Below are 25,233 nucleotides of genomic sequence, written 5' to 3'. Positions count from 1 at the left end.
TATATCAGAACGGCTTATAGAGCGTAGTTGCTGCTGATGACAAATGATGAGTAGTCTAACAAAACAAACTGAGCGAAGGCTTACGAAGCCAGTTTGTCGAAGTAAACCAAGTAGAATATGCTGAACAAACTATGTGAATGCTTACGAAGCCAGTTTGTCGAAGTAATCCAAGTAGAATATGCTGAACAAACTTTTAGGAGGGCCACTATGGAATCTGCTCTACTTCTTCAGGAAGCGATCAAGGCAAGAGCCAATGCATATATACCTTATTCCCGTTTCGGTGTCGGAGCGGCGCTGCTGGATCAGGACGGCCATGTCCACCATGGCTGCAATATTGAGAATGCCGCCTACGGCCCGACGAACTGCGGGGAACGTACGGCAATGTTCCGCGCCATTGCAGACGGCCACAAACCCGGCACCTTCCAAGCGATTGCCGTCGTTGCTGATACGGACGGACCTGTATCGCCCTGCGGCGTCTGCCGCCAGGTCATGGTTGAGCTGTGCGGTCCCGATATGAAAGTTATTCTGGGCAACCTGAAGGGCGATATCGTCGAAACGACGGTGCGAGACTTGCTTCCGGGCGCGTTTGGCCCGGCTGATCTGGAGCAGGGACAGGCTCCTGAGTAAATCAACTCTATATAGTCGGTGGAATTCAGTAGTCGCAATGGAGTGTACTTTCGATTTAATTGCACAAGGTACAGTTAAGTTAGCCTAATTTGCGCCAGTATCTGAATTTAATTGCAGTTTCTGCAGTTATATTTGCAATTTTGCTAGTGAAGTCGCCCAAATTGCCAAAAATAACTGCACGAAATACAGCTAAATGAGAAAGTCGTAGATTCAATCTGAAATAACAAAATACAATTAAAGTAATCGCGGATAGCAATTTGTTGCATGTAGGGGTTTGGAAGTATGTTAGCTTTGAAGTGGGAATGCTGAAGATAGTTGATGCGAGTTTGGAGCTACATTTTAACAGAACCCTTCAGCTGCTCATAATGGTCTTTACTAACATTTTGGGCGCCGCCGTCCAGCGTGTTCCCGCAGGGAACGAAAGCGCTCATTGCTCCACCAGGCCGATCCATGCACCGATTCCTGCTCTCACGCCAGTTCCGGGTGTCCAGAGGGCGGGGCCCTTGGGGTCCCCCTTGGCTAAGGGGGATTTAGGGGGATCGAAAAATCTTTAATATTAAAGTTTTTGAATTTTTCACCAGCAGAAGGGAAGATCTTATGAAATTCAAATCAGGGTTTGTCGCCATTATCGGCAGACCGAACGTAGGCAAATCGACACTCATGAACCAGGTGATTGGTCAAAAAATCGCCATCATGTCGGACAAGCCGCAGACCACACGAAATAAAATTCACGGGGTGTATACGGCGAACAATTCGCAGATCGTATTCCTGGACACACCGGGTATCCATAAAAGACAGTCGAAGCTGGGCGATTACATGAACCAGACGGCGATGAGCACGCTGCATGAAGTGGAAGCGGTACTGTTCCTGGTGGATGCTTCAGAGGGTCTGGGCGGCGGTGACCGCTTTATCGCTGAGCAGTTGAGCGGCGTTAAGACCCCTGTTATTTTGGTGCTTAATAAGATCGACAAAATCGAACCGGAGGCGCTGCTTCCGCTGATCGCACAGTACAACAAGCTGCATGAGTTCGCTGAAATCGTACCGATTTCCGCCAAGCTCGGCAGTAATGTCAATACGCTGCTGGATCAGGTGGCCAAATATCTGCCGGAAGGTCCTCAGTATTATCCTGATGACCAGATTACCGACCATCCGGAGCAGTTCGTCTGTGCCGAGCTGATCCGTGAGAAAATTCTCCACATGACCCGTGAAGAGGTCCCGCATTCTATTGCGGTGGCCATCGAGGATATGCGCGTAGAGCCTAATGGCGTAGTGCATATTAATGCGGTTATTTTTGTCGAGCGCGACTCCCAGAAGGGAATTATTATCGGCAAGCAGGGTGCGATGCTGAAGGAAGTCGGCAGACGGGCCCGCACGGATATCGAGAACCTGCTGGGTTCGAAGATTTTCTTAGAGCTATGGGTAAAAGTGAAAAAAGACTGGCGCAATCAGGAACGCGTACTGCGCGATTTGGGCTTCCATAAAGACCTTTAATACTTAAGCTCCGCAGCTTCTTGAAACGGCCCCGCCTGCCCAGCAGGACGGCAGGCCGTTTCTGCTTGGCAGGAATTGCAAGGATAAACCTCAGCTCAGCGCACATCCTATTTCTGAAGAGACATCGTGTTTCCGAAGAAAGGATGAATACGAATGCGAGACTTTTCGTGGAAGTATTTTGCAAAGACTGGAGATGTCGATGCTTATCTGCTGTATAGAGAAGCCGGAGATCCGCTTGAAGAAGGCGGACCGCTGCTCGCGGAGGAAGAGAAGGCCCTTGATGAAGAAGCGCAATAAGGACTGGTTGCTTGCCGAATGGTTGGGGGAAGAGGCATGCTACACAGGGTGGAAGGGATCGTCATCCGCAGCATGGACTACGGTGAAGGGAACGCCATTATTACGCTTTGCACCGAGAACGCCGGTAAAGTAGGCGTTCTCGTACGCGGTGCCAAGAAGGTCAAAAGCCGCCATGCTGCGCTAATCCAGCTGTTCACGGTTGGGGAATTTGTATTTTTCCGCAACAATGGGGGGTTAGGGACCCTGAATGCAGGAGAAATAACACAGTCCCATCATTCGCTGCGGACAGATTTGATCAAAGCAGCCTATGCTTCATATGCATGCGAACTGCTTGACCGTGTGCTGCATGAGGAGGAAACCGGCAGCTTCTGGTTCCGGCAGCTGTCGGCGTGTTTGAATGCGCTTGAAGAAGATAAGGAACCCGGTGTCATTCTTAATGTATTTGAGATGAAAATACTGCAGGCTGCGGGATACGGGCCGGAACTCGATCATTGTATTGCCTGCGGGCTGGATAAGCCGGATGAAGAACTGCGCGTTAGCCCCCGCCTCGGCGGGGTATTATGCCGCAGCTGCAGACACAATGACCCGCCGGCGATGGAGATTTCTCTCCGTGCGCTTAAGCTGCTGCGCCTGTTTGCAGCACTTGATCTGACACGCCTCGGCAATGTGGATGTGAAGGAAGCAACCCGTAGTGAACTTAAAAATGTAATGCGCGCGTTTATGGATATGCAGCTCGGGCTGAAATTGAAGTCGCAAGGTTTCCTTGATCAGCTCGATAAATACAACATTTGACGAATCCTTAAAATTCCGTTACTATAGGATCAGTTTCTTTTTAATTTACAGCCGATGTCACTCTGAAGTCTTGGAGACGTGCAGTGATCGGGAAAGTAGTGGACGCCAGTTGTCGCTTAAGCGAGCCGGGGATAGTGGAAGCCTGGCAGGACAATGTTCATGAACAGGGCACCCGGGAGTACGGAAACGGCAGTATGAAAAGTGGATTTCGTCAACTTGCGTATTACTGGACCGAAATGGCCGGGGACGCGGTGCGTAATCAAGTAGGGTGGAACCGCGGGAGTATATGTTAAGCTCTCGTCCCTATGTCTGGAAATCAGGCATGGGGGCGGGAGCTTTTTTGTCTTGTGGCGGACCTTCGGGCCTACGCTGCAGGTCTATAATAGCGCCGCCTCCATCGCGGCACAGTAAGAAGCTTCATGGCAGAGACTGCCACCAAACTTGTAAAGCGAAGGAGTCGGTAGTATGAACTTTCAGCAGATGATTTTGACGCTGCAGCAGTTCTGGGCAGAACAGAACTGTATCCTCGTCCAGCCGTACGATACGGAAAAAGGGGCGGGCACGATGAACCCTATGACGTTTTTGCGTTCGCTTGGACCCGAGCCGTGGAAAGTAGCTTATGTTGAGCCTTCCCGACGCCCGTCGGACGGACGTTATGGAGAGAACCCGAACCGGTTGTACCAGCATCACCAGTTCCAGGTAATCATCAAGCCTTCACCAGACAACATCCAGGAGCTGTACCTGGAAAGTCTGAAAGCGCTGGGTGTAGATCCATTGCTGCATGATATCCGCTTTGTTGAAGATAACTGGGAGAACCCGTCGCTGGGCTGTGCAGGCCTAGGCTGGGAAGTATGGCTGGACGGTATGGAAATTACACAGTTTACGTATTTCCAGCAGGTGGGCGGAATTGAGACCAGTCCGGTGGCCGTAGAAATCACTTACGGTATGGAGCGTCTGGCTTCTTATATTCAGGAGAAGGAAAATGTATTCGATCTCGAGTGGGTAGACGGAATGACCTACGGCGACGTATTCCATCAGCCGGAGGTGGAGCATTCCACCTATACCTTTGAAGTATCTGATGTCCAGATGCTGTTCACCCTGTTCAACACCTATGAACAAGAAGCCCGCAGAGCCATGGAGAACCATCTGGTATTCCCGGCCTATGACTATGTGCTGAAATGCTCGCATACCTTCAACCTTTTGGATGCGCGCGGGGCCATTAGTGTCACTGAACGTACAGGCTTCATTACAAGAGTGCGGAATCTGGCCCGTACCGTTGCGGCGACATATCTGGAGGAACGCGAGAAGCTGGGCTTCCCGCTGCTGAAGAAAGAAGGTGCTGAGCATGTCTAAAGATATCTTGTTCGAAATTGGTCTGGAGGAAATTCCTGCGCGCTTTATCCGGGCAGCGATGGAGCAGCTTCAGGACAAAACAGGTAAATGGCTGGAAGCTTCGCGCATTGAGCACAGCGGAGTAACAGCCTATGCCACCCCGCGGAGACTCGCTGTACTGGTGAAAGACGCAGCTGAGAAACAGGCGGATATCAGTGAAGAAGTGAAGGGCCCGTCACGCAAAATTGCACTGGATGCAAGCGGCGAATGGAGCAAGGCCGCACTTGGTTTTGCCCGTAGCCAGGGGGTATCACCGGACCAATTCACCTTTAAGGAACTGGCTGGCGTGGAGTATATCTATGCCACCAAAAACAGCGATGGTGTAGAGACCTCCTCTTTGCTTGCCGAGGGACTTACAGGTATCGTCAGCTCGATGAGCTTCCCGAAAAATATGCGCTGGGGCGCTTATGATTTCAAATTCGTCCGTCCGATCCGCTGGCTCGTTGCATTGTTCGGCCAAGACATTATCAATCTCGAGATTACCGGTGTACAAGCAGGCAACGTGAGCCGCGGCCACCGTTTTCTCGGTGCAGAGACAGTCATTACAGAACCTGCAGCTTATGTTGAAACCATGCGGGCGCAGCATGTGCTGGTTGATGTGAAGGAGCGCGAAACGCTGATTCTGGATCAGATCAATAAGCTGGCAGCAGAAAAAGAATGGACCATCGCAATCAAGGAAGATCTGCTGGAAGAAGTGCTGTTCCTGGTGGAAACTCCGACGGTACTGTTCGGTACCTTTGATCCTTCCTTCCTGAACATTCCTCAGGAGGTACTGATTACCTCGATGCGTGAGCATCAGCGTTATTTCCCGGTATTTGATGCTGCGGGCAAGCTCCTGCCGTTCTTCGTTACTGTCCGGAATGGTAATGCGGAGTCGCTTGATGTTATTGCCAAAGGAAATGAAAAGGTGCTGCGCGCCCGTTTATCGGATGCGAAATTCTTCTATGAAGAAGATCAGAAGCTGCAAATCAGCGATGCCCTGGCTAAGCTGGAAACCATTGTGTATCAAGTTGAACTGGGCAGTGTCGGCGACAAAGTGCGTAGAATCCGCGCTATTGCCGATAAACTCGCAGCTAAGCTGGAGCTCTCTCAAAGTGCGGCAGCTGAAGTCAGCCGTACCGCGGATATTTGCAAATTCGACCTTGTAACTCAAATGGTCGGTGAATTCCCGGAACTTCAAGGCACGATGGGTGAAGACTACGCCCGCAAAGCTGGAGAAGCGGAGAATGTTGCCAAAGGTATTTTCGAGCACTATCAGCCGCGTTTTGCCGGAGACAGTGTGCCGTCGACTGAGGCGGGTATAGTCGTCAGCCTCGCTGATAAAATCGATACGATCGTCGGAAGCTTCTCGCTCGGGATTATCCCGACGGGTTCTCAGGACCCTTACGCGCTGCGCCGCCAGGCGGCAGGTATTGTGCAGATCGTACTGGAGCATAAGCTGCCGGTCAGTTTGCAGGAAATTTTCGCTGCAGCCGTGGAAGTTCATGAAAATTTACGCACAGAGAAACATTTTGCCCCTGAACTGCGTATAACCCTTTACGAGTTCTTTGGCCTTCGCGTGAAGCGCCTTTTATCCGATGATAATATCCGCTACGACGTTGTGGAGGCTGTCACTGCAGCGGGATTTGATGACATCGTTGATGTTGTTAACCGAAGCCGTGCACTCACAGAGGCTGTAAACACTCAGGCCGATTTCAAAATCACCGTCGACTCGCTGACCCGTGTCAGCAATCTGGCGGCCAAAGCGGCAGAGGGTTCCGTTATCCAGCCTTCCCTGCTGAAAGAAGCAGCTGAAGTGAAGCTATATGAGACATGGCAGGGAATCCACGCGCCTTACCAGGACGCACTTGCATCCAGAAATGCCGCAGAAGCGCTGAGTATTCTTTCCGGCTTGAAGGATGCCGTTACCGGATTCTTCGATTCCGTAATGGTTATGGCGGAAGACGAACAGATCCGCACGAACCGCCTTGCTCTCCTGTCCGCTGTAGATGCAGACTCCAGAGTGTTTGCCGATTTCGGCAAGCTGGTTTGGTAGTTTCCGGCTGAATTCGAGCTTTGCTGCCGCAGCAAATTTGTGATTTTGTGTAACTTATGGTATAGATCGATGGTTTGGGGTATAAATATACGGAACGGTGCCAATGCGTAAGTTGACATTCGTTCCGTATTTATGCTTTATCAAAGAAGGATTTCGGTTTGGGTAAAGCGTATATATATTACACGGGAATTTGGTGATGATCATGGAAAAGCCCAGCGGAAGAAAAATCGTGGTCGACGGGGATGCTTGTCCGGTCAAAAAAGAAATTGCTGCTGTTGCCCGTTCCTTCGGCGTACCTGTCCTGATGGTTTCGTCTTTTGACCATGTGCTTCAGGCGGAAGAGGGTGTCGCAGTGGTGCAGGTTGACCGCGGAGCTGACAGTGCTGATCTGTACATCGCCAATCATATTTCTGCCGGAGATATCGTCATCACGCAGGATTATGGACTAGCTGCGCTGGCGCTGGGCAAACGCTGCAGGGTGCTTTCGAACCGCGGACAGGAATATGAGGATTCCAAGATGGATTTTATGCTGGAAGGCAGGCATGCCAGGGCTGTGGAACGCCGGCGCGGGCACTATTCCAAAGGACCAAAAGCGATCACGGCCGAAGAAAAAAATCTTTTTCAACATAAACTGACAAAACTTTTAACACTTTTGCAGGAGAATGTGCAGCTATAGCGAATTATATTTATTTGTTAAGAGATGAAGGTGGCTAAAAGTGGCAAGCGGACACGGTAATATTCCGGAAGAAGTTATCGAGAGCGTGCTGGCTCGGCATGATATTGCCGAAACCGTCGGCAAGGTCGTCCATCTAACTAAGCAGGGGAAATATTTATGGGGCCTCTGCCCGTTCCACTCGGAGAAATCCCCTTCCTTCACCGTGACCCCTGACCGGGGTGTATTTCATTGCTTTGGCTGCGGAATGGGCGGTAATGCCATTAAGTTCAGGATGGAAATCGAAGGATTATCCTTCCCGGAAGCAGTCAGAATAATGGCGGAAGAAAGCGACATTGCCATTCCCGAGGGCAAAGGTGGGCCGTTGTCTCCACCCGATCCCGAGCGGGACCGGCTGATTCAGGCTTATGAATTGTCAGCAAAGTTTTATCATTTTCTGCTGAAGAACACGGAATACGGCACAGCCGCAATGAATTATTTAAGATCCCGAAACTTCAGCGACAAAATGATCGACCAGTTCCAGATTGGGTTTGCTCCTGACCGCTGGGATACACTGCTGCAATTCCTGGAGAAGCGGAATTTTGATCTCGCCGAGATGGAGAAAGGCGGGCTGCTGTCTGCCAGAGGAGAAGGCAAGGGCTATATCGACCGTTTTCGCGGGCGGGTCATTTTCCCGATTGCGAACCGGACGGGCAAGGTAGTTGCTTTTGCCGGAAGAATTCTCGGAGACGGTCAGCCAAAATATTTAAACTCTCCGGAAAGCAGAATATTTAACAAGAGCCGGATTCTGTACAATTTGCACCAGTCCAAAGCATCCATCCGCAAAACGCGGCAAATCGTCCTCTTCGAAGGATATGGCGATGTCATTTCGGCCTGGGAAGCAGGTGTGCATAACGGTGTAGCTACAATGGGGACGTCGCTGACGGAGAGCCATGTGGCATTGTTGAAAAGTCTGGGAGATGAAATCATTCTCTCCTATGACGGTGACAAGGCAGGACAAGCTGCAGCGCTGAAGGCAATCCCGGTGCTGGAGGATAGCGGACTGAGGGTTAAGGTTGCCGTGCTTCCAAGCGGACTGGACCCGGATGAGTTTATCTCTCGTCACGGCGGGGAAAGGTTCATGGAGCAGGTGATTGACTCGGCGGTTTCAGCCATAAAATTTAAGCTTATATATCTGAAAAAAAACCATATACTCCTAGAGGAAGACGGCAAAATAGCCTATGTCAAGGAGGCGCTCCAGATTATTGCGACGCTTCACTCCTCCACAGAGCGGGAAGTTTATTTGCGGGAAATATCCTCCGAGCTCGAGCTGTCATATGATAGCTTGAAACAGGACTGCAATTTACTCCGCGCGTCGATGCAAAAAAACATGCCCGAAGGGGATAATAACGACAAAAGGTGGAATAATGGTAGGCATAAAAAAGGGCAAGTGCAGACACCAACTTTGCTGCCCGCTTATCATGCTGCAGAACGGCGCCTGCTGTCTTTTATGATTCAGGATCCGGAAGCTGCCGCTTATGTAGGCGAACGCCTCGGAGAAGAGTTCAACATCGATGATCATGCGGCAATTGCCGCTTATCTATATGCCTATTACGCGCAAGGCAAACCACCCGGCATCAGCCGGTTTCTATCATCGCTTCAGGATGACCGTCTGGAGAAGACTGCTACAGCAATATCCATGATGGACACACCTCCAGACTGGAATACGCAGGTTCTGGATGACTGCATCCGTGAAGTGAAGAAATATCCTACACAGCGCAAGATGGAGCAAAAGCGTGAAGAGATGATTCAAGCGGAGAAATCCGGTGACTTTTTACGTGCGGCACAAATAGCAAGTGAGATTATAACCCTAGAGAGACAGTGAGAATTTGACAGGATGTACCTAGGGAGGAGGGAGTCGAATTATGGCGAACGATCAGCATACTGAACTGGAAGCAGAATTTACTCTGGATCAGGTTAAGGACCAGCTTATTGAACACGGCAAGAAAAGATCATCATTGAATTACAAAGATATTATGGAGAAATTGTCGCCGTTTGATCAAGACCCCGAGCAGATGGAGGAATTCTACGAGCAGCTCAGCGACCTCGGGATTGAGGTTGTCAATGAGAATGATGAAGAAGGCTCCAATCCGCTTCGGCAGAGTGAGGACAATGAGAACAGCGATAGTGATGATTTCAGCTTCGATGACGATTTGTCCTTGCCGCCGGGAATCAAAATTAACGATCCAGTCCGGATGTATTTGAAGGAAATCGGACGTGTGCCACTGCTCTCGGCTGATGATGAAGTTGAGCTGGCTATGCGGATCAAAAATGGTGACGAGGAAGCCAAACGCCGTCTGGCCGAAGCCAACCTGCGTCTCGTAGTAAGTATCGCCAAACGTTATGTCGGACGCGGCATGCTGTTCCTGGATTTGATTCAGGAAGGCAATATGGGTCTGATCAAAGCAGTGGAGAAGTTTGACCACAACAAAGGATTCAAATTCAGTACCTATGCTACATGGTGGATTCGCCAGGCGATCACCCGGGCTATCGCTGACCAGGCGCGTACGATCCGTATTCCTGTGCATATGGTGGAAACGATCAACAAATTGATCCGTGTCTCCCGCCAGCTGCTGCAGGAACTGGGACGTGAGCCTTCGCCGGAGGAAATTGCTGCAGAAATGGAGCTGACAGTTGAGAAGGTTAGAGAAATCATGAAGATTGCTCAGGAACCGGTATCGCTGGAAACCCCTATCGGGGAAGAGGATGATTCGCATCTCGGCGATTTCATCGAGGATCAGGAGGCGCTGGCGCCTGCGGACGCCGCTGCTTATGAACTGCTGAAGGAACAGCTGGAGGATGTGCTGGACACGCTCACTGAGCGTGAAGAGAACGTGCTTAGACTCCGTTTCGGTCTGGATGACGGACGGACAAGAACGCTTGAGGAAGTCGGCAAAGTATTCGGTGTTACGCGTGAGCGGATTCGTCAGATCGAAGCCAAGGCGCTGCGCAAGCTGCGTCACCCGAGCCGCAGCAAACGGCTTAAGGATTTCCTCGAATAGATTCGATAACCGGACCTTCTGCTGCATAGTGGCAGGAGGTTCTTTTAGCTTGAGAAAGCATCTAGCGCAAGGGTGAAATGAGGGATAAGCCGTTGAATCTGGAAAAACGTGAAATTATTATAAGAGAAATTCAGTACTGGAGAAGAAGCAAGCTGCTGCCGGAACAATATTGTGACTTCCTGACCAACCTTTACAATGATGAGGCGGAGATCAAGGACAGCAATCCGGTATCGCTGCAAAATCTACAGCAGGGAAGCATCAAAGTTTGGTTGTTTGGTTTTGGAATTATTTCCTTGATTTTCTTGATTAGTCTTTATTTTAGCGTTTTTCCCTGGCCTTTGCAACTTGCAACAGCACTCTGTGTTTTAGTGGTCTGTTACGGTTATTCGGCCATTTACCGGGACCGTAATAATATGATCAGCCTCCTCCTGGCTGGAGTCGGCAGTGTGCTGACACTGGGTTTTGGCCTATGGCTGATCGCACTGCATGACCTTGATCCTGACTTTTGGAGACCTCTGCTGATTGCGGGCTGCGGGCTGCTGTGGTGCGTGCTGGGGTTCACCCTGCGGATTGGTCTGCTGCACTACTGCGGCTTTGCCTTTTGGGCACTCCTGTATGCCGGATTCTCCGGGCAAATGCGTCCGGATGCCTCAATGCTGGAGCTGGAGCTGATCTGGCTGCCGCTATGTGTGTTGATGGTCTGGTTAAGCTGGCTGCTTTATCATAAGGTCAGCGGAGTGTCAGGTGTCTATCTGGGAGTCGGCGTGTCGCTGTGGCTAATGCCGGAGGTCGATGCATTGTGGCTAAGACAGGGCTATCCGGGCTGGGTGTCACTGTTATTGATAGTGAAGGTTGCTGCCGGATTGGCTCTGCTGTTTATTTTCCGAAAAAAATGGATAACGTGGGTGGCCTCATGAACAAAGTAAAATTATCAGACCGGCTGCAGCTTCTGCTGGATCAGGTGCCGGAAGGAAGCAGGCTCGCCGATATCGGCTCCGATCACGCGCTGCTTCCTGTAGCTGCTGTTGAGAGCGGAAAAGCTGTTTCGGCAATTGCAGGTGAAGTAAATCAGGGTCCGTATGAGGCGGCGCTTAAAGGCGTTGCAGAGGCCGGACTCGGCAAACAAATCGTTGTACGGCGCGGTGACGGGCTTGAAGTGCTTGAACCGGGCGAAGCAGACTGCATCACGATTGCCGGAATGGGCGGATCGCTGATCGCTGCCATTTTGGGCCGCGGCCAGGCCCTCGGCAAGCTGGAGGGTGTGAAGACGCTGGCGTTGCAGCCGAATGTGGGCGAGGATATTTTGCGCCGCTGGCTGCTGAATAACGGCTGGGTAGTGACGGCCGAGCATATTCTTGAAGAGGACGGCAAAATCTACGAAGTGCTGACAGCCTATCCTGAAGGGGATGCTTTCGGACTGACCAATGAGCAGCTGTATCTAGAGCGGGTGCTGCCAGGAGGAGTTATCTGCAGCCCGGACATGCTGCTGCAAATGGGACCTTGGCTGCTGGAGAGGCCGAATGCCGTATTTACCGCTAAATGGCAGGGCGAAATTGCCAAGCTGGAAGGCATTCTTGGCTCGTTGTCCCGCTCGGAGCTTGATTCGGCGGAAGAGAAACGGAGTAAAATCCGGGCGCAGATCAAGAAAATTTCGGAGGTGCTGGAATGTTTGCCAAAGGACAAACTGTAATTGGCTATATGGAGCAGCTTGCCCCGAAGCATCTGGCGGAAGAATGGGATAATGTAGGCCTTCAGCTTGGCAGCCTGCAGAAGGAAATCAGCGGCGTGCTGGTTGCCCTCGATGTCAACGACGCCATTGTGGACGAAGCCATTGCTAAGGGCTGCAATCTGATTATTGCCCATCATGCGATTATTTTCCGGCCGATTAAGGGGATTCAGACCGATACTCCTATGGGGAAGCTCTATGAAAAGCTGATCAAAAATGACATCGCGGTCTATATCAGCCACACCAATCTTGATGTAGCCGAAGGCGGAATGAACGATTGGATGGCGGAAGCGCTTGGTATTGAGAACGGGGCGCCGATCAAGGATATTCATACGGAACAGCTGTCCAAGCTGGTCGTATTCGTGCCGAAAGACCATCATCAGAAGGTACTCGATGCGATCCTGAATGCCGGTGCGGGGTGGATCGGGAATTACAGCCATTGCAGCTTCAATATTGAGGGCTATGGTACTTTTGTTCCGCGTGAAGGCTCCGACCCTTATATTGGGGAAGCAGGCAAAATGGAGCGTGCCGAGGAAATCCGCATCGAAACGATTGTTCCGCTCTCCATCCGCAATAAGGTGGTCCAGGCCATGCTGAAGGCACATCCATATGAAGAGGTTGCGTACGATCTCTATTCGATGGATCTCAAAGGCCGGAGCCTTGGACTGGGCAGAGTAGGCAAGCTTAAAGAGCCGACGACATTAGGTGAATTCATCGAAACGGTTAAGCGCGGGTTGAAGGTGGATCATGTACGTGTCGTAGGTAACCTAAACCGTCCGGTCCGCAAAGCCGCGGTGATGGGCGGATCCGGTGCCAAATACTATAACAGTGCCATCTTTAAGGGAGCTGATGTGCTGGTAACCGGTGATGTGGATTACCATACGGCGCAGGATGCCTTTCTGGCCGGGATTGCCCTAATCGATCCGGGACATAATGCGGAGAAGATTATGAAGGAGCATGTGGCGGAGTGGATGAGCAGTAAACTGGCGGAACATAAGTATGGTACCGCAGTTTATGCTTCGCAAATTGACACAGAGCCTTTCAAGTTTCTGTAAAGTTCCTTTATTTTACACTTGTGCAGACTGGTGCAAGTCTGTATAATATACAATGTTGTTCGGGAAGTTTGACAGACAATCGCCGGCGGCTTAGCCGCGGGAGGAAAGTCCGGGCTCCACAAGGCAGGGTGCTGGATAACGTCCAGTCGGCGCGAGCCGAAGGATAGTGCCACAGAAATGGACCGCCGATGGCCGCTTTCGGGCGGCACAGGCAAGGATGGAACCGAGGTGTAAGAGACCCCGAGGAACGCTGGTGACTTCGTTCCTGGTAAACCCCATCTGGAGCAAGACCTAATGAGACACAGCGCTTCCTTTACCGGAAGAGCAGCCTTCGCCTGAGGCGTGTCTAGGTTGGTCGCTGGAGCTGTGCAGTAATGTACGGCCTAGATAGATGATTGTCGCTTATGGTGGGAGGGTAGTTCCCGGTTGAACCACAACGAGCACAGAACCCGGCTTACGGCAAACTTTCCTAACTGACAACTCATAGTGATAGTACGAAGCTTATATACGACAAGACAGCGGCCTTCCTTTTGGAAGACCGCTTTTTTTAGATTTCGAGGAAAAATCCCTTTGATTTCGACTCATAGGGCAAACTGGGTGAAATGAACGGGATAAATCCCTTTGAATTCAGGCTATAGGGCAAACTGGGCAAAATGAGCGGGAAAAATCCCTTTGATATTAGCTCAAGTGGCAAACTGGGTGAAATGAACGGGATAAATCCCTTTGAATTTGGCCCAAGAGGCAAAGTGGGTGAAACAAGAAACATTCAGGCTGCCTAGACGATTGTTCCCATTGCCTTTACAGATTTCCGCGTATAGTTCTCCAGTGCCGTCTCAAGCCGCTGTACAGCAAGCGGTACCAGTGCTGGAGGGGTATGCGTGAAGTTTAGGCGCATCGCGTTCGTAAGCGGATCGGCTGCATAGAACACTGCACCGGGGACAAACGCTACACCCTGCTCTACGGCCAGTGGAAGAAGCTCGGTAGTGTTAATATCCGGCGCAAGCTTCAGCCACAGAAACATTCCGCCCCGCGGCTCGCTGAAGCTGGCTCCCTCCCAGCCCCGTCCGGACAGTTCGCCGGAGAGCCGCTTCATCCGTGAATGATATTCCCGTGAAATGACACGGATATGCGCATCAATATCAAATCCCTGAAGTAATTCATGCAAGGCGCGCTGGTCAATTGCACTGGAGTGCAGGTCAGCAGCCTGCTTCGCTTTTGCGATCATTTGGATCAGCTCAGAGGGTCCGGTAATCCAGCCGGTGCGCAGGGCGGGGGCAACGATTTTGGAGAAGGTACCGGTGTACACGACACAGTTGTCATCGCCGGAGCTTCTGTCAATGGAAGCCATGGTTGGCGGATAGGCTCCCGGGGTTTCATCGAATGTTATTTCACCATAGGGGTTGTCTTCCAGAATCAGCACGTTGTAGCGCCGGCATAGTTCAACCGTTCGTTCACGGCGTTCCCTGCTCCAGCTTGCGCCCGAGGGATTATTGAAGGTGGGCACGGTGTAGAGCAGCTTGGGACGGTGCAGCCGGAGCTGTTCCTCCAGATGATCCGGCAGCATACCGAATTCATCGCTTTGTACGGTCTGAAGATCAGCGCGGTAAGAGCCCAATACCTGCAGGGCGGCCAGATAAGTGGGCGCTTCAATTAGCACTGTGTCGCCCGGGTCAAGCAGGACTTTACAGAAGAGATCGATGGCTTGCTGGGAGCCTGTGGTCAGGAGCAGATCGGCAGCTTGAACGGGAATACCCTGAAGTGTTAATCTGGCGGCTACAGCCTCGCGCAGCGGTGCATATCCTTCGGTAAGCCCGTATTGCAGCGAAGAGGCGCTTCCGGATAGCACACGGTTATAGGCTTCACGGACAGCCTCCACCGGAAACAGATCCTCTCCGGGCAATCCGCCTGCCAGGGAGATGATATCCTTGCCCTGTGTAACCTTGAGAATATCACGAACGGCTGACGATCCGAGATGACCTGTCATTTCAGCGTAATTGATCTTCATAAAAAAAGCTCCCCGCAATTGAATTTTGTTGTATCATAACGGCATAGCGGTATAACAGTAAAGCGCTGAATATAACAGTGGGAGGATGGCCAAATGCATATTGAGTTAGTTCGCAGCAGCACTAAGTCCCTGCCGCAGCAAATCAGCGGGACGCTGGCTCAGCGAATCACGTCCGGCCTGCTTCAGCCGGGCATGCGCCTGCCCTCTGTACGCAGTCTGGCCTCCTCTTTGAAGGTCAGCCAGGTCACGGTGAGCAAAGCCTATGACGATTTGGAGAGCCATGGCCATATTCTGTGCAGCCAGGGGAAGGGCTGTTTTGTGGCAAAGAAGCCGCAAAAAGCACAGGAAGCCGGGTCCGGATGGCAGGACGGGTATGATGATTTTTTGCCCCGGGCCCAGCTTTGGCGGAATTTTGATTACTCTAATGTGCAATACCCCTTTCATATAGCAGCCATTCACAGTGATCTGCTTCCTCTGGATGAGATTGGATCGACGATGTCCCGGCTTGTACTTGAGCAGCCTGAGCTGATGGCCTCCTACGGGAATTTCCAGGGGGATTCGGAGCTTCGTGAAGTGATGTCCCGGCATTTGAGAAAACACGGGGTTTCTGTACAGGCCTCCGGCATAATGATTACGAGCGGGTCACAGCAGGGGATTGATTTGGTTGCCCGGACTTTTGTGGGTCCGGGAGATACTGTATATCTGGAAGCGCCCAGTTACACAGGAGCAATCGATGTTTTTGCCGGACGGGGAGCGGAGATGATCTTTGTACCCATGGACGATGAGGGAATGAGAATTGATGTACTGACCAAGCTGTGTGACCGGCGGCCGCCGAAGCTGATCTATACCAACCCTACATTTCAGAATCCGAGCGGAGTCACTATGAGCATAACAAGAAGACAGCGGCTGCTGGAACTGGCCAGAAGCTACCGCTGTCTCATTGTCGAGGATGATCCGTTCAGTGATCTTTATTTCCACAAGCCCCCGCCGTCGCCTATCAAATCCTTAGATGAGGAGGGGCATGTAGTCTATATGAAAAGCTTCAGCAAAGTCATTGCGCCGGGCTGCCGGATTGCTTGTGTTGCCGCCGGAGGCAATATCCTATCCAGGCTGATTGCCGCCAAGTCAGCGAGTGACCTCGGCAGTCCGCTGCTGAATCAGCGGGCGGTACTTCCGTTCATCGCCCGGAAATATGAGGCTTACGCAGAGCAGCTGCGGGCTGCCTTGCGGGGACGGATGGAGATAGCGGCAAAGCTGCTGAAGCAGCATGCCCCGCCGGGAGTCACCTGGAATCTTCCGGAAGGAGGATTGAACCTGTGGCTGCAGCTGCCCGCAGCAGAAGGGATCGCAGGACTGCATGCGCGGGCTGAGCAGGAGGGGATATCCTTTCTTCCGGGCGATGTATGTTATTCCGGCGAGAAGCCTTCCCGGCATATCCGGCTCTGTTATTCACAAATGACGGAAGCTGAGATGGAGCGGGGCCTGAGGCAATTCCTGCTGCTGCTGAGAGAGCATCTAAGGTAATGCTTTAATGGTTATTTTCCAGACTTTGCTGCAGGCTTTTCAGCTGCTGCCCGACATGCTGGGGGAACAGCTGTAGCGGTACATCGCTTCCGCCTGCAGCCCGGAGTGTTTTGTAAATATCAACCTGGCCCCACCCGTAATATTTGTCATGTCCCGCATCACCAAGATCGACGGCATTAGCGGTCATCAGCTGCATGACCTCCTTGTTGGTTAAGGCCGGATTCAGTGAGCGAACCAGCCCGGCAAGCGCAGCGACATGCGGACTCGCCATTGAAGTTCCTGATAAAGCCGCATATTGATTATCGGGATAGGTGCTGGCGATGCTCTCTCCCGGTGCTGCAACGTCAATGTATTCCCCGTAGTTTGAGAAGGAAGCCCGTTCTCCGGTGGAATTGGTGGCGGCAACGGCGAGCACTTCTTCGTAAGCAGCCGGATAACCCGGGCGTTCAGTGTTGTCGTTCCCCGATGCGGAGACGATCACAATATCGCGGTCATAGGCATATTTAATGGCATCATGCAAAAACTGCGAATCGGCATAGTTACCGAGGCTGAGATTGATGACCTTAGCACCGTTGTCGGCAGCCCAGATAATGCCTTCAGCAACGGAGTAGGTTGTGCCTGCTCCCGAGTTGTCGAGCGCTTTAATCGGCAGTATTTTGTTGTACCAGCTGATGCCGGCGACACCTTCCTCGTTATTGGTCAACGCGCCGATAATACCCGCCACATGAGTTCCATGTCCCACATCGTCATCCGGTGTAGATCCGTTAGTGATCGCATTATATCCGGTGAGCAGCTGGCCTTTTAAGTCCGGATGGCTTGCCTGCACACCGGTATCAACCACGGCGACAATAACCTCTTTGCTGCCTTTGGACAGATTCCAGCCCTGCTCAGTCTCGATAGCCGGAAGATTCCACTGGTACGTAGAGAACAGGAGATCATTGGGTGTAATAACTTTAGCTCCAGTATTTTCGTCTACAGCGTCATTGGTTAAATACATATAGTGAGGCTCCGTATATTCCGGACTCCATTTCCTAGTAAAATAGGTTTTGAGCTGGGAATAAGTCATTTTGTCTGATCGGAAAATATAAGCATAGCCCAGTTTACGCGGCTCCTTGCAGCGGATATCCGCTGCGATGGTCTGAAGCTGTCCGGCAGTAGGATGGCCGTTCTTGAAGCGGACGACGATTTCGTTCTCGTAAAAATGGCTGGCATTTTCGTTATCATGGCCTGTCTTAACGGTAATATCCTTCAGCGTGTCGGTATGGACGGATTCCACCCGGTAGTTGCCTTCCTTCGGGTAAGGGATGAGCCGCAGATTTTTGAGCTGGTGATCGGCTACACGGTCAAGGATCTTTTGATTGATCAGGGCGATTACAGCGATATTACCTTCCTGATCACGCTGGGCCATAAAGTAATATTTTTTATCGCCGATAATAAAGGAAGGAGATTCATACGACTGATGCCCCTTAATCGCAGCCTTTGCTGAATTCAGGTATTTGCGCAGCTGTTTGTTCTCCTGATCGGTGCCTTCCGGGAGTAAGGATTTGAAGGTGCTTGTCTTATGGGTCCGGTAATCGATCCACATCAGCATGGTGATATGCCCGTGTCCCTGCTGAAGGCGCTGAGCATATGCTGAAATATCCTGGGGTGGCACACCGTGAGTCTCTGCGAGCATGGTCCGCAAATGTTTGCTTACATCAGTCCGGTTCAAACGATCGGTAGCGCTGACATCCTGAACAAGATTTGTTTTTTTGACCGTTTTTTCCTGTGAGGGATTGGGAACGGTTGCTTGCGCAGTTTGTTTCAACCCCGGTTCTTCAGCTGGGCGCAGAACAAAGGTAAGCAGGACAACCGTGAACGCAGCGGTGACAAGACCGGCGACCGTTAGATTTTTACGTGACATATTTTCCGCTCCTTCAAGGTATCGTATAAGCTGTAGGTTTAGAAGAGCGAACAAGTTTTATGCATCAGAGAAAAGGATACCGCGTCCCTTGGTTTTGTGATAATATCAAAAGGAATAACCGGCTAGTACAGCTTCTTGATATTGCTACAGTAACCATCCGTTTTGGCAATACCTTTCGTAAACAACAATAAGAGCAAGGACTAATAAGGGGGAGCAATCGCCATGTCAGCAGCTAATGTGCAGAAATTATGTGAAACGACGAGAGAAAAACTTAAATCGGTAATCGGAAAAATGGAGTTATTCCTGAATGGGCATGCGCTGCCGCAGCTGGTAACCGAAGAAGATGAGGAAACGGTGACATTCTATCAAGGTTTCTTGTCCGATCTCCGCCATCTGCTGGTATTCTCGGAAATGTCCTATGAGAAGCTTGGGGTTGCACTTCGCCGTGCCACATTTGATGAAGATTTCGCCCAAAAGGCGCTTTATAACGTATACCATTTTGGAGTCAACAACTTCTTCTATCCGAAGAATGAAAGCTACTCCGAAGATGGCCGCTATGCCTACACAGGCCAGGATGCCATCCGCTTCCGCAAGAAACCTGTCCGCCCTGCGCGTGACATCATTATGGAGATTACCAAGGTTTATGAAGAGCTGCGTGATGATCTCAGTTATTATGAGAATGACTATTTGACCGAAAAGCGGATGCAAAACCAGGTCTAAGCTTTATTGCAACAGCTACCCATAACTTAAATTCCCAAGAGACCGCACTTGTCATGTGTATATGACAGGTCCGGTCTTTTTTTATGATCCGATCCATGCCGGCAACAGCTGGCAGTCCTCAACCCGAATAGAGATGAAATGCCACGGACATAATGAATCCGAGGTGATCATATGTCAAACGCTAAACCGCTTGTAAAATGCAGTGTGAGCAATTGCCATTATTGGGGTGAACAAAATTTATGCCGGGCTGAAGAAATCATTATTGAGATCGACAAGCACACCGGCAGCGGCTTTAAGGAAGAATATGCCGAAGAGATGACCAATCACAACCACCATGATCATGCCAGCACTTCGTCCGCAACCTGTTGCCTAACCTTCAAGCCTGGTGTCTAGGAGGACTGCAGATGGATTCGAACCAAGAGGGAACGAAACATGACCCGGGAAAACGCAGGAAAATAATTCTGCGTCCGCGCAGCAGGGTGGATTACCCAAGGCGGGACCCTTCGCATAATGAAGAGTACGCTGCTGAAGTAAGTCCGCCCTTAACACAGCTGCAAAGAACAGACAGGGTTACAGAGAAGAAAGAAACCGCAGGGGAGAACAGCGACAGTAAAAGAATGGGCTACGTCGGACTTGCATTCGGGATAGCTTCCTTATTTATTTGGTCGATTATTACAGGGCCTGTGGCTGCAGTGCTTGGTTACTATGCTTATACCCGGGGACAGAAAACAACCGGAGCGTGGGCGATGGGACTGGGAATTGTGTCTACGCTGAGTTATTTTGTGATGATTCCGTTTGCCCGATAAGACTTTGGAAAACATGAAATGCGGCATCGAAACAGGCTTTAAGACCTAACTATACGGGTCTGAAGTCTGTTTTTTCATGTCGGGTTATAGCATTTATAGTAAATGAATTGTAAAATAAAGGCGTATCTCAAATTTAAATAGAGCCTCTTCGGACCAGAGAATTTATATATAGAATGAACCAGAAAGAAGGGTTTTCAGGTATGGGTATAGATCCGGCTACGGCCAGCGGGCTTGGGCAGCTGAAATGGGTGAATCTGCGGGGTTCAGGCATCAAGGAGTTAACCGGAAAACATAGCGGAGAAACCTCGGGTTCCTCCAAATCCGAGTTTGCCGCCTTGCTTCAACAGCTTGCCTTGCAGTCTGCGAACGGAGACAGCGCCAGCGGGCTGACCTCCCTTCCGGACAGCTCATCACTAAGTAATCTGATATGGCAGCAGCTTGGCGGGACTGCCGGCGGCTACAGCGAAATTTCCGGGGAAATAACAGAGACGGTTCCAACCGACTATGAGGATCTGATTCAGGCTGCCAGTGCGAAATACGGTGTGCCGGTCGATTTGATCAAGGCAGTGATTGATACGGAATCCTCCTTTAATCCGAATGTCGTATCATCGGCTGGAGCTAAGGGACTGATGCAGCTGATGGACGGTACCGCTAACGGGCTGGGCGTCTCAGATCCGTTCGATCCGGCTCAAAGCATCGATGGCGGGGTCCGCTACTTGTCTTACCAGCTGAAGCGCTATGACGGGCAGGAGAAGATGGCACTGGCTGCTTACAACGCCGGACCCGGACGGGTGAACAGGCTTGGCGTAAGCAATGACCAGGAGCTGATGGAGAAGCTGAGTCTGCTTCCCAAGGAAACCCAGGCCTACATTACCAAAATAGAACGCGCCCGCGCAGAGTACGCGGTATAATAGAAGGATCAGACGGTATCGACTTGCACCTTTGTGGTGGTGCAGGAACCGTTTGGTCCTTTTTTTTGAAGTCTAAGTCTTTATAAGGACTTCACGATAAGGTATTCTATATTTCACGTGTTAGGACTTATCAGCAAAGATGCAAAGGAGCGCCAATATATGCTGTACTGGGATTATGCCGCAGCAAGCCCGCCCTATGAAGAGGTGGTGCAGACGATGGAGCAGATTATGAAGCTGCATTATGCCAATCCTTCTTCACTGCACCGTCCAGGAGCGGAAGCGGACCGGCTTATTACACGTTCAAGGGAAGTCTGCGCTGCTGCACTTGGCGTACAGCCTCAGGAAATTCTGTTTACTTCAGGAGCAACGGAGAGCAATAATCTTGCGGTAAAAGGAGCAGCCTTGCAGTATCGGAGCAGGGGACGCCATATTGTAACAACAGAAATCGAGCATCCTTCAGTATATGAGAGCTGCCTGCAGCTGAAATCACTGGGCTGGGAGGTTACATTTGTGGCGCCCGACAGGACAGGGGTTGTAGATCCGGCACAGATTGCCGCAGCAGTCCGCCGGGACACTGTTCTCGTGAGCGTCATGCATGTCAACAACGAGACCGGAGCGATACAGCCGCTACGGGAAATCGGCAGCCGGATCAAAGCGGCCAACCGCCGGACATTATTTCATGTGGATGGCGTTCAGGGCTATGGGAAGCTGGAAACGAAAATCAAGGAATGGCAGGCAGACTTGTACAGCCTGTCTCCTCATAAAGTCCGTGGTCCGCGCGGTGTGGGGATTCTATATGTAAGAGAAGGGGTTGCGCTTTTTCCCTTGCTCACTGGCGGATCGCAGGAGCAGGGAGTTCGTGCAGGCACGGAGAACGTAGCCGCAGTTGTGGCTTCTGCGAAAGCAATACGCATGAGCGGGGAGCGGAGAGAAGCCTTTAATCAGCAGATCCTTCCGCTGCGGAACCGGCTGCTGGAGTTTGTCTCCGGCATTCCGGAATTCACAGTAAACAGCGGCAGGGACGGAGCGCCGCATATTGTGCATTTTTCTTATCCGGCGGTGAATGGCGAGGTCATGGCCCGCAAGCTGGAGGAGCTGGGAATGACCGTCTCCACCCGCTCCGCCTGTTCTTCAAGGCTGGCGGAGCCGAGCCGGGTTTTACTGTCCATGGGCAGAAATGCAGCTGAAGCACTCGGCGGAGTCCGTATCAGCTTAGGTGACAGTCATACGGAAGCAGATGTGGCTACTCTGGAGCAGGCGCTGCTTAATGCTGTACAAGCTTTGAAGATTGTTGAGAGGGGCATAAAATGATGAGAGATCTTGAAACTGCAGCCGCAGCAAGCGGTGGAAGCAGTATAGAATATGCCGATATGCTGCTTTTGCGGTTCGGAGAGTTTACTTTAAAGGGGAAAAACCGTACCCGTTTTGAAAAGACGGTGCTACGGCATGTGAAGGAGATGGTTAAGCCCTATCCGAAGGCTGTGCTGAGCAAAGAATTCGGGCGGATTTATGTGACGCTGAACGGTGAACCGGCCCGCGAGCTTGCAGAGGCGCTGAAGAATGTTTTTGGCATCGCTTCGATAAGTCCGGTCAAGGTATCACGCTCTAAGTTTGAGGATATTCTGGCAGTCAGCCGGACATTTCTTGAAATTATTGCCCCGGCACAAGGCACTACGTTCAAGGTAAGTGCGCGGCGTGTGTGGAAGGACTTCCCGCACGGCTCGATTGAGATGAACAAGCTGATCGCTACACCGCTGCTTCAGGGATACCCGGGGCTGCTGGTGGATGTGAAATCGCCGGAGCTTGAGCTGAAGCTTGAAATCCGTGAGGGTCATACTTTTATTTTCTGTGAGCAAATTGCCGGTGTCGGAGGGTTTCCTTTGGGGACTAACGGGAAGGCCATGCTTCTTCTCTCTGGCGGCATAGACAGTCCGGTAGCAGGGTGGTCATCGATGCGCCGCGGGCTGGAAGTAGAATGCGTCCACTTTTACAGCTATCCTTACACAAGTGAGCTAGCCCGGCAGAAGGTGGTGGATCTTGCACGTGTGCTGTCGCGTTATGCGGGCGTGATCAAGCTTCACCTGGTTCCGTTTACGGAGGTGCAGACCTCTTTTACCGGGATTGGCCAGGATAATCTGATTATTACGCTGATGCGCCGGGCGATGCTGAGAATTACGACCCAGCTGGCTGAGCGTGAAGGTGCTTTAGCCGTAGTTACAGGGGACAGCCTCGGGCAGGTTGCCAGCCAGACTTTGTCCAGCATGAACGCTATCGGCCGTGCTACAGTGCTTCCGCTGCTTCGTCCGCTGGTCATGATGGACAAGAGTGAAATCGTGGAGCTTTCCAAAACCATCGGTACTTATGATCTGTCGATTCTGCCTTATGAGGATTGCTGCACACTGTTTGTCCCGAAATCACCTACAACCAACCCCAATCTGCGGATTGTGGAGAAGATTGAGGCAACATTGCCCGGATATTCAGCACGGCTGGATGCAGCGGTTGCAGGTACGGAGACGCTCTCCATTACGCCTTACGGTGATGAGAAACCAAGCGATGTCGTTGCGGCTCAAGCCGGACTTCAGGAAGAATGGTTCTAGAACAAGGTTCAGCCGGAGGTTCCGCTATGGGGAACCTTCTTGTGATCAAGGTGCCGCTTCCAGTGTCCGGCAGCCAGAATACCCGCAATGACCAGAACGATGAAGAGAACATGGAGCACCGGATGCTGGCCGAAAAAAGGCTCGAGCCTCTTTTCTCCGGTAATCATAGTGGATGCCGTATAGCCTAGGACAGCGGAACCGATATAGATGATCCAGGGATATCTGTTAATCAGCTTAATAAAAAGGGTGCTGCCCCAGACAACGATCGGTACACTGATCAGCAGTCCCACAATTACAAGTGTGATATTGTGATTGGCAGCTCCTGCAATCGCAATGACGTTGTCCAGACCCATGGCTGCATCGGCCACAATAATCGTCCGCACGGCAGCCCACAGGGTTCCTCCGGCCTGAATGTCACCGGCTTCTTCATTGCTCTCGCCGGTTAGCAGCTTGTAGGCAATCAGGATCAGCAGCAGTCCGCCGAACAGGAGCAGCCAGGGTACTTTCAGCAGCCAGACTACCAGAATGGTGGCAATGATCCGCAGGATAATGGCTCCGCCTGTGCCAAGCAGAATAGCCTTTTTCTGAGTGTCTCCGCGCAGATTGCGGGCTGCAAGTCCGATGACTATGGCATTGTCTCCCGCCAGAATCAGATCAAGAAAAATAATGTTCAGCAGCGGCAATATAAAATCCGTAAAGGTTGTGTTCAAGCCAAGGTCACTCCTAATGTTTGTTTGTCTAAACCTTAGAATCCATAGAGAGATCGCGTTGTTCAAAATTGCTACGGTATAGTTTTGTATACGCTAAAATGACCTGTGACATTCATCCTCCCGCAAAAAAAACGGACAGGAAGCATAGCTTGCCTGCTGTGGACATACATGTAATACATGTAGCCCGGGGAGGTAATAACAAATGGATTCCGTAGTGCTGCTTGGTGAAATACTGATGATCAATCTTGTGCTGAGCGGGGATAACGCAATGGTCATAGCAATGGCCAGCAAAAATCTGCCGGAGAAACACCGTAAAACGGCGGTATGGTGGGGAGCGGCTGGGGCTGTGGCACTGAGGTGCCTATTGACCTTCGTAGCAGTACTGCTGCTTAAAATCCCATACATCCAAGCCGGTGGTGGGATTCTGCTGCTGTGGATTGCGTTCAAGCTGCTGCTGGAGGAAGAGGACGAAATTAATGTCCGGGAGGAAGGCTCCAGCGTGTGGAAGTCGATCCGCACCATCCTTCTGGCCGACTTCATTATGAGTCTTGATAATGTTCTGGCGATAGCCGGAGTGGCCAAAGGGGATCTGGCTCTGATTGTAATCGGAATTGCTCTAAGCATTCCGATTGTCGTATGGGGCAGCGGGATCATTGTCGGCTGGCTGCACCGTTTTCCTGTCCTGGTCTATATCGGGGCTTTTATTCTTGCCCATACAGCAGGGGAGATGCTGCTTCAGGATGCCAAGTTTGGGCCAGTCCTTTCGTTCTTTATGCCTTCTTCACACTCCTTACTGCCGTTAGCTCTTGGCATTATTGTAGTGCTGACCGGTGCATTCAGACGCCGGCTTGTATCCGCCCGGTAAGAACCGGCAATACTTATGGCTGTGCCAGAAGCTGTTTAAGCTCTGGTGCAGCCTTTTTAGCAT

23 protein-coding genes and 1 other RNA gene are annotated in these 25,233 nt (G+C 51.3%); 21 read left to right on the top strand and 3 right to left on the bottom strand.

The window, feature by feature from the left end; genetic code table 11:
* The first annotated feature begins 207 nt into the window (after nt 1-207).
* The 13 genes from QU597_RS21470 to rnpB all read left to right on the top strand — a co-directional run bounded on the left by QU597_RS21470 (nt 208) and on the right by rnpB (nt 13,601).
* Nucleotides 208-627: a cytidine deaminase gene (locus tag QU597_RS21470; protein ID WP_310829749.1), complete on the top strand. Its 420-nt coding sequence runs from the start codon at nt 208-210 to the stop codon at nt 625-627.
* A 597-nt stretch (nt 628-1,224) separates the two neighbouring features.
* Entirely contained in the window at nt 1,225-2,118 is an 894-nt protein-coding gene (gene era, locus QU597_RS21465) for a GTPase Era (RefSeq protein ID WP_054941788.1), read from the top strand.
* A 153-nt stretch (nt 2,119-2,271) separates the two neighbouring features.
* Nucleotides 2,272-2,415: a YqzL family protein gene (locus QU597_RS21460; RefSeq protein ID WP_082451906.1), complete on the top strand. Its 144-nt coding sequence runs from the start codon at nt 2,272-2,274 to the stop codon at nt 2,413-2,415.
* 36 nt (nt 2,416-2,451) lie between these two features.
* Nucleotides 2,452-3,207, top strand: a complete 756-nt coding sequence (recO, locus tag QU597_RS21455; RefSeq protein ID WP_310829748.1) for a DNA repair protein RecO — start codon at nt 2,452-2,454, stop codon at nt 3,205-3,207.
* 465 nt (nt 3,208-3,672) lie between these two features.
* Entirely contained in the window at nt 3,673-4,560 is an 888-nt protein-coding gene (gene glyQ, locus QU597_RS21450; RefSeq protein WP_054941785.1) for a glycine--tRNA ligase subunit alpha, read from the top strand.
* Nucleotides 4,553-6,634 (top strand): glycine--tRNA ligase subunit beta, encoded by a 2,082-nt coding sequence (gene glyS, locus QU597_RS21445; protein ID WP_310829747.1) that lies wholly within the window; start codon nt 4,553-4,555, stop codon nt 6,632-6,634. Before glyQ ends, glyS begins: the two co-directional genes overlap by 8 nt.
* A 196-nt stretch (nt 6,635-6,830) precedes the next feature.
* Nucleotides 6,831-7,310, top strand: a complete 480-nt coding sequence (locus tag QU597_RS21440) for a YaiI/YqxD family protein (protein ID WP_370656206.1) — start codon at nt 6,831-6,833, stop codon at nt 7,308-7,310.
* Between the two features lie 40 nt (nt 7,311-7,350).
* Nucleotides 7,351-9,171, top strand: coding sequence for a DNA primase (dnaG, locus tag QU597_RS21435; protein ID WP_054941784.1), 1,821 nt, complete (start codon nt 7,351-7,353; stop codon nt 9,169-9,171).
* 40 nt (nt 9,172-9,211) lie between these two features.
* Nucleotides 9,212-10,348 (top strand): RNA polymerase sigma factor RpoD, encoded by a 1,137-nt coding sequence (rpoD, locus tag QU597_RS21430; RefSeq protein ID WP_054941783.1) that lies wholly within the window; start codon nt 9,212-9,214, stop codon nt 10,346-10,348.
* 92 nt (nt 10,349-10,440) lie between these two features.
* Entirely contained in the window at nt 10,441-11,265 is an 825-nt protein-coding gene (locus QU597_RS21425) for a hypothetical protein (protein ID WP_310829746.1), read from the top strand.
* Entirely contained in the window at nt 11,262-12,038 is a 777-nt protein-coding gene (locus QU597_RS21420) for a tRNA (adenine(22)-N(1))-methyltransferase (RefSeq protein ID WP_310829745.1), read from the top strand. The genes QU597_RS21425 and QU597_RS21420 overlap by 4 nt, the downstream gene beginning before the upstream one ends.
* A complete protein-coding gene (locus tag QU597_RS21415) occupies nt 12,014-13,129 on the top strand; it encodes a Nif3-like dinuclear metal center hexameric protein (protein WP_310829744.1) in 1,116 nt (371 codons plus the stop codon). The genes QU597_RS21420 and QU597_RS21415 overlap by 25 nt, the downstream gene beginning before the upstream one ends.
* 63 nt (nt 13,130-13,192) lie before the next feature.
* An RNA gene (gene rnpB / locus QU597_RS21410) (RNase P RNA component class A) lies at nt 13,193-13,601 on the top strand.
* A 303-nt stretch (nt 13,602-13,904) separates the two neighbouring features.
* On the opposite strand, the gene QU597_RS21405 is transcribed toward rnpB, so the two are convergent.
* Entirely contained in the window at nt 13,905-15,134 is a 1,230-nt protein-coding gene (locus QU597_RS21405) for an aminotransferase-like domain-containing protein (RefSeq protein WP_310829743.1), read from the bottom strand.
* A 93-nt stretch (nt 15,135-15,227) separates the two neighbouring features.
* Here QU597_RS21405 and pdxR point away from each other — a divergent pair, with 93 nt between their 5' ends.
* Nucleotides 15,228-16,658, top strand: coding sequence for a MocR-like pyridoxine biosynthesis transcription factor PdxR (gene pdxR, locus QU597_RS21400; protein WP_310829742.1), 1,431 nt, complete (start codon nt 15,228-15,230; stop codon nt 16,656-16,658).
* Between the two features lie 4 nt (nt 16,659-16,662).
* On the opposite strand, the gene QU597_RS21395 is transcribed toward pdxR, so the two are convergent.
* Nucleotides 16,663-18,561, bottom strand: coding sequence for a S8 family peptidase (locus QU597_RS21395; protein ID WP_310829741.1), 1,899 nt, complete (start codon nt 18,559-18,561; stop codon nt 16,663-16,665).
* Nucleotides 18,562-18,783: 222 nt separating this feature from the next.
* Here QU597_RS21395 and QU597_RS21390 point away from each other — a divergent pair, with 222 nt between their 5' ends.
* The 6 genes from QU597_RS21390 to thiI all read left to right on the top strand — a co-directional run bounded on the left by QU597_RS21390 (nt 18,784) and on the right by thiI (nt 23,595).
* Nucleotides 18,784-19,281 carry a YpuI family protein gene (locus tag QU597_RS21390; protein ID WP_054941776.1) on the top strand — a complete coding sequence of 166 codons (498 nt, stop codon included), beginning with the start codon at nt 18,784-18,786 and terminating at the stop codon, nt 19,279-19,281.
* Nucleotides 19,282-19,452: 171 nt separating this feature from the next.
* Nucleotides 19,453-19,674, top strand: coding sequence for a DUF1540 domain-containing protein (locus QU597_RS21385; protein WP_310829740.1), 222 nt, complete (start codon nt 19,453-19,455; stop codon nt 19,672-19,674).
* Between the two features lie 11 nt (nt 19,675-19,685).
* Nucleotides 19,686-20,087 carry a hypothetical protein gene (locus tag QU597_RS21380; RefSeq protein ID WP_310829739.1) on the top strand — a complete coding sequence of 134 codons (402 nt, stop codon included), beginning with the start codon at nt 19,686-19,688 and terminating at the stop codon, nt 20,085-20,087.
* Between the two features lie 200 nt (nt 20,088-20,287).
* Nucleotides 20,288-20,998, top strand: a complete 711-nt coding sequence (locus QU597_RS21375) for a lytic transglycosylase domain-containing protein (protein ID WP_310829738.1) — start codon at nt 20,288-20,290, stop codon at nt 20,996-20,998.
* Between the two features lie 159 nt (nt 20,999-21,157).
* Complete coding sequence (locus QU597_RS21370) at nt 21,158-22,309, top strand: cysteine desulfurase family protein (RefSeq protein ID WP_310829737.1); 1,152 nt, start codon at nt 21,158-21,160, stop codon at nt 22,307-22,309.
* A complete protein-coding gene (gene thiI, locus QU597_RS21365) occupies nt 22,306-23,595 on the top strand; it encodes a tRNA uracil 4-sulfurtransferase ThiI (RefSeq protein ID WP_370656205.1) in 1,290 nt (429 codons plus the stop codon). The genes QU597_RS21370 and thiI overlap by 4 nt, the downstream gene beginning before the upstream one ends.
* Before the next feature lie 8 nt (nt 23,596-23,603).
* Here the strand turns inward: thiI and QU597_RS21360 are convergent, their stop codons facing one another.
* Nucleotides 23,604-24,305, bottom strand: a complete 702-nt coding sequence (locus QU597_RS21360; protein WP_310829736.1) for a TerC family protein — start codon at nt 24,303-24,305, stop codon at nt 23,604-23,606.
* Nucleotides 24,306-24,507: 202 nt separating this feature from the next.
* On the opposite strand from QU597_RS21360, the gene QU597_RS21355 reads away from it, so the two are divergent.
* Nucleotides 24,508-25,170: a TerC family protein gene (locus QU597_RS21355; protein ID WP_310829735.1), complete on the top strand. Its 663-nt coding sequence runs from the start codon at nt 24,508-24,510 to the stop codon at nt 25,168-25,170.
* Nucleotides 25,171-25,233: the final 63 nt, after the last annotated feature.

Origin of the sequence: Paenibacillus pedocola (assembly GCF_031599675.1) — a bacterium.
Lineage (GTDB): Bacteria > Bacillota > Bacilli > Paenibacillales > Paenibacillaceae > Paenibacillus_AQ > Paenibacillus_AQ pedocola.
The sequence above is the reverse complement of the archived record's forward strand: the minus strand, read 5'-3'. Positions and strand labels throughout refer to the sequence as shown.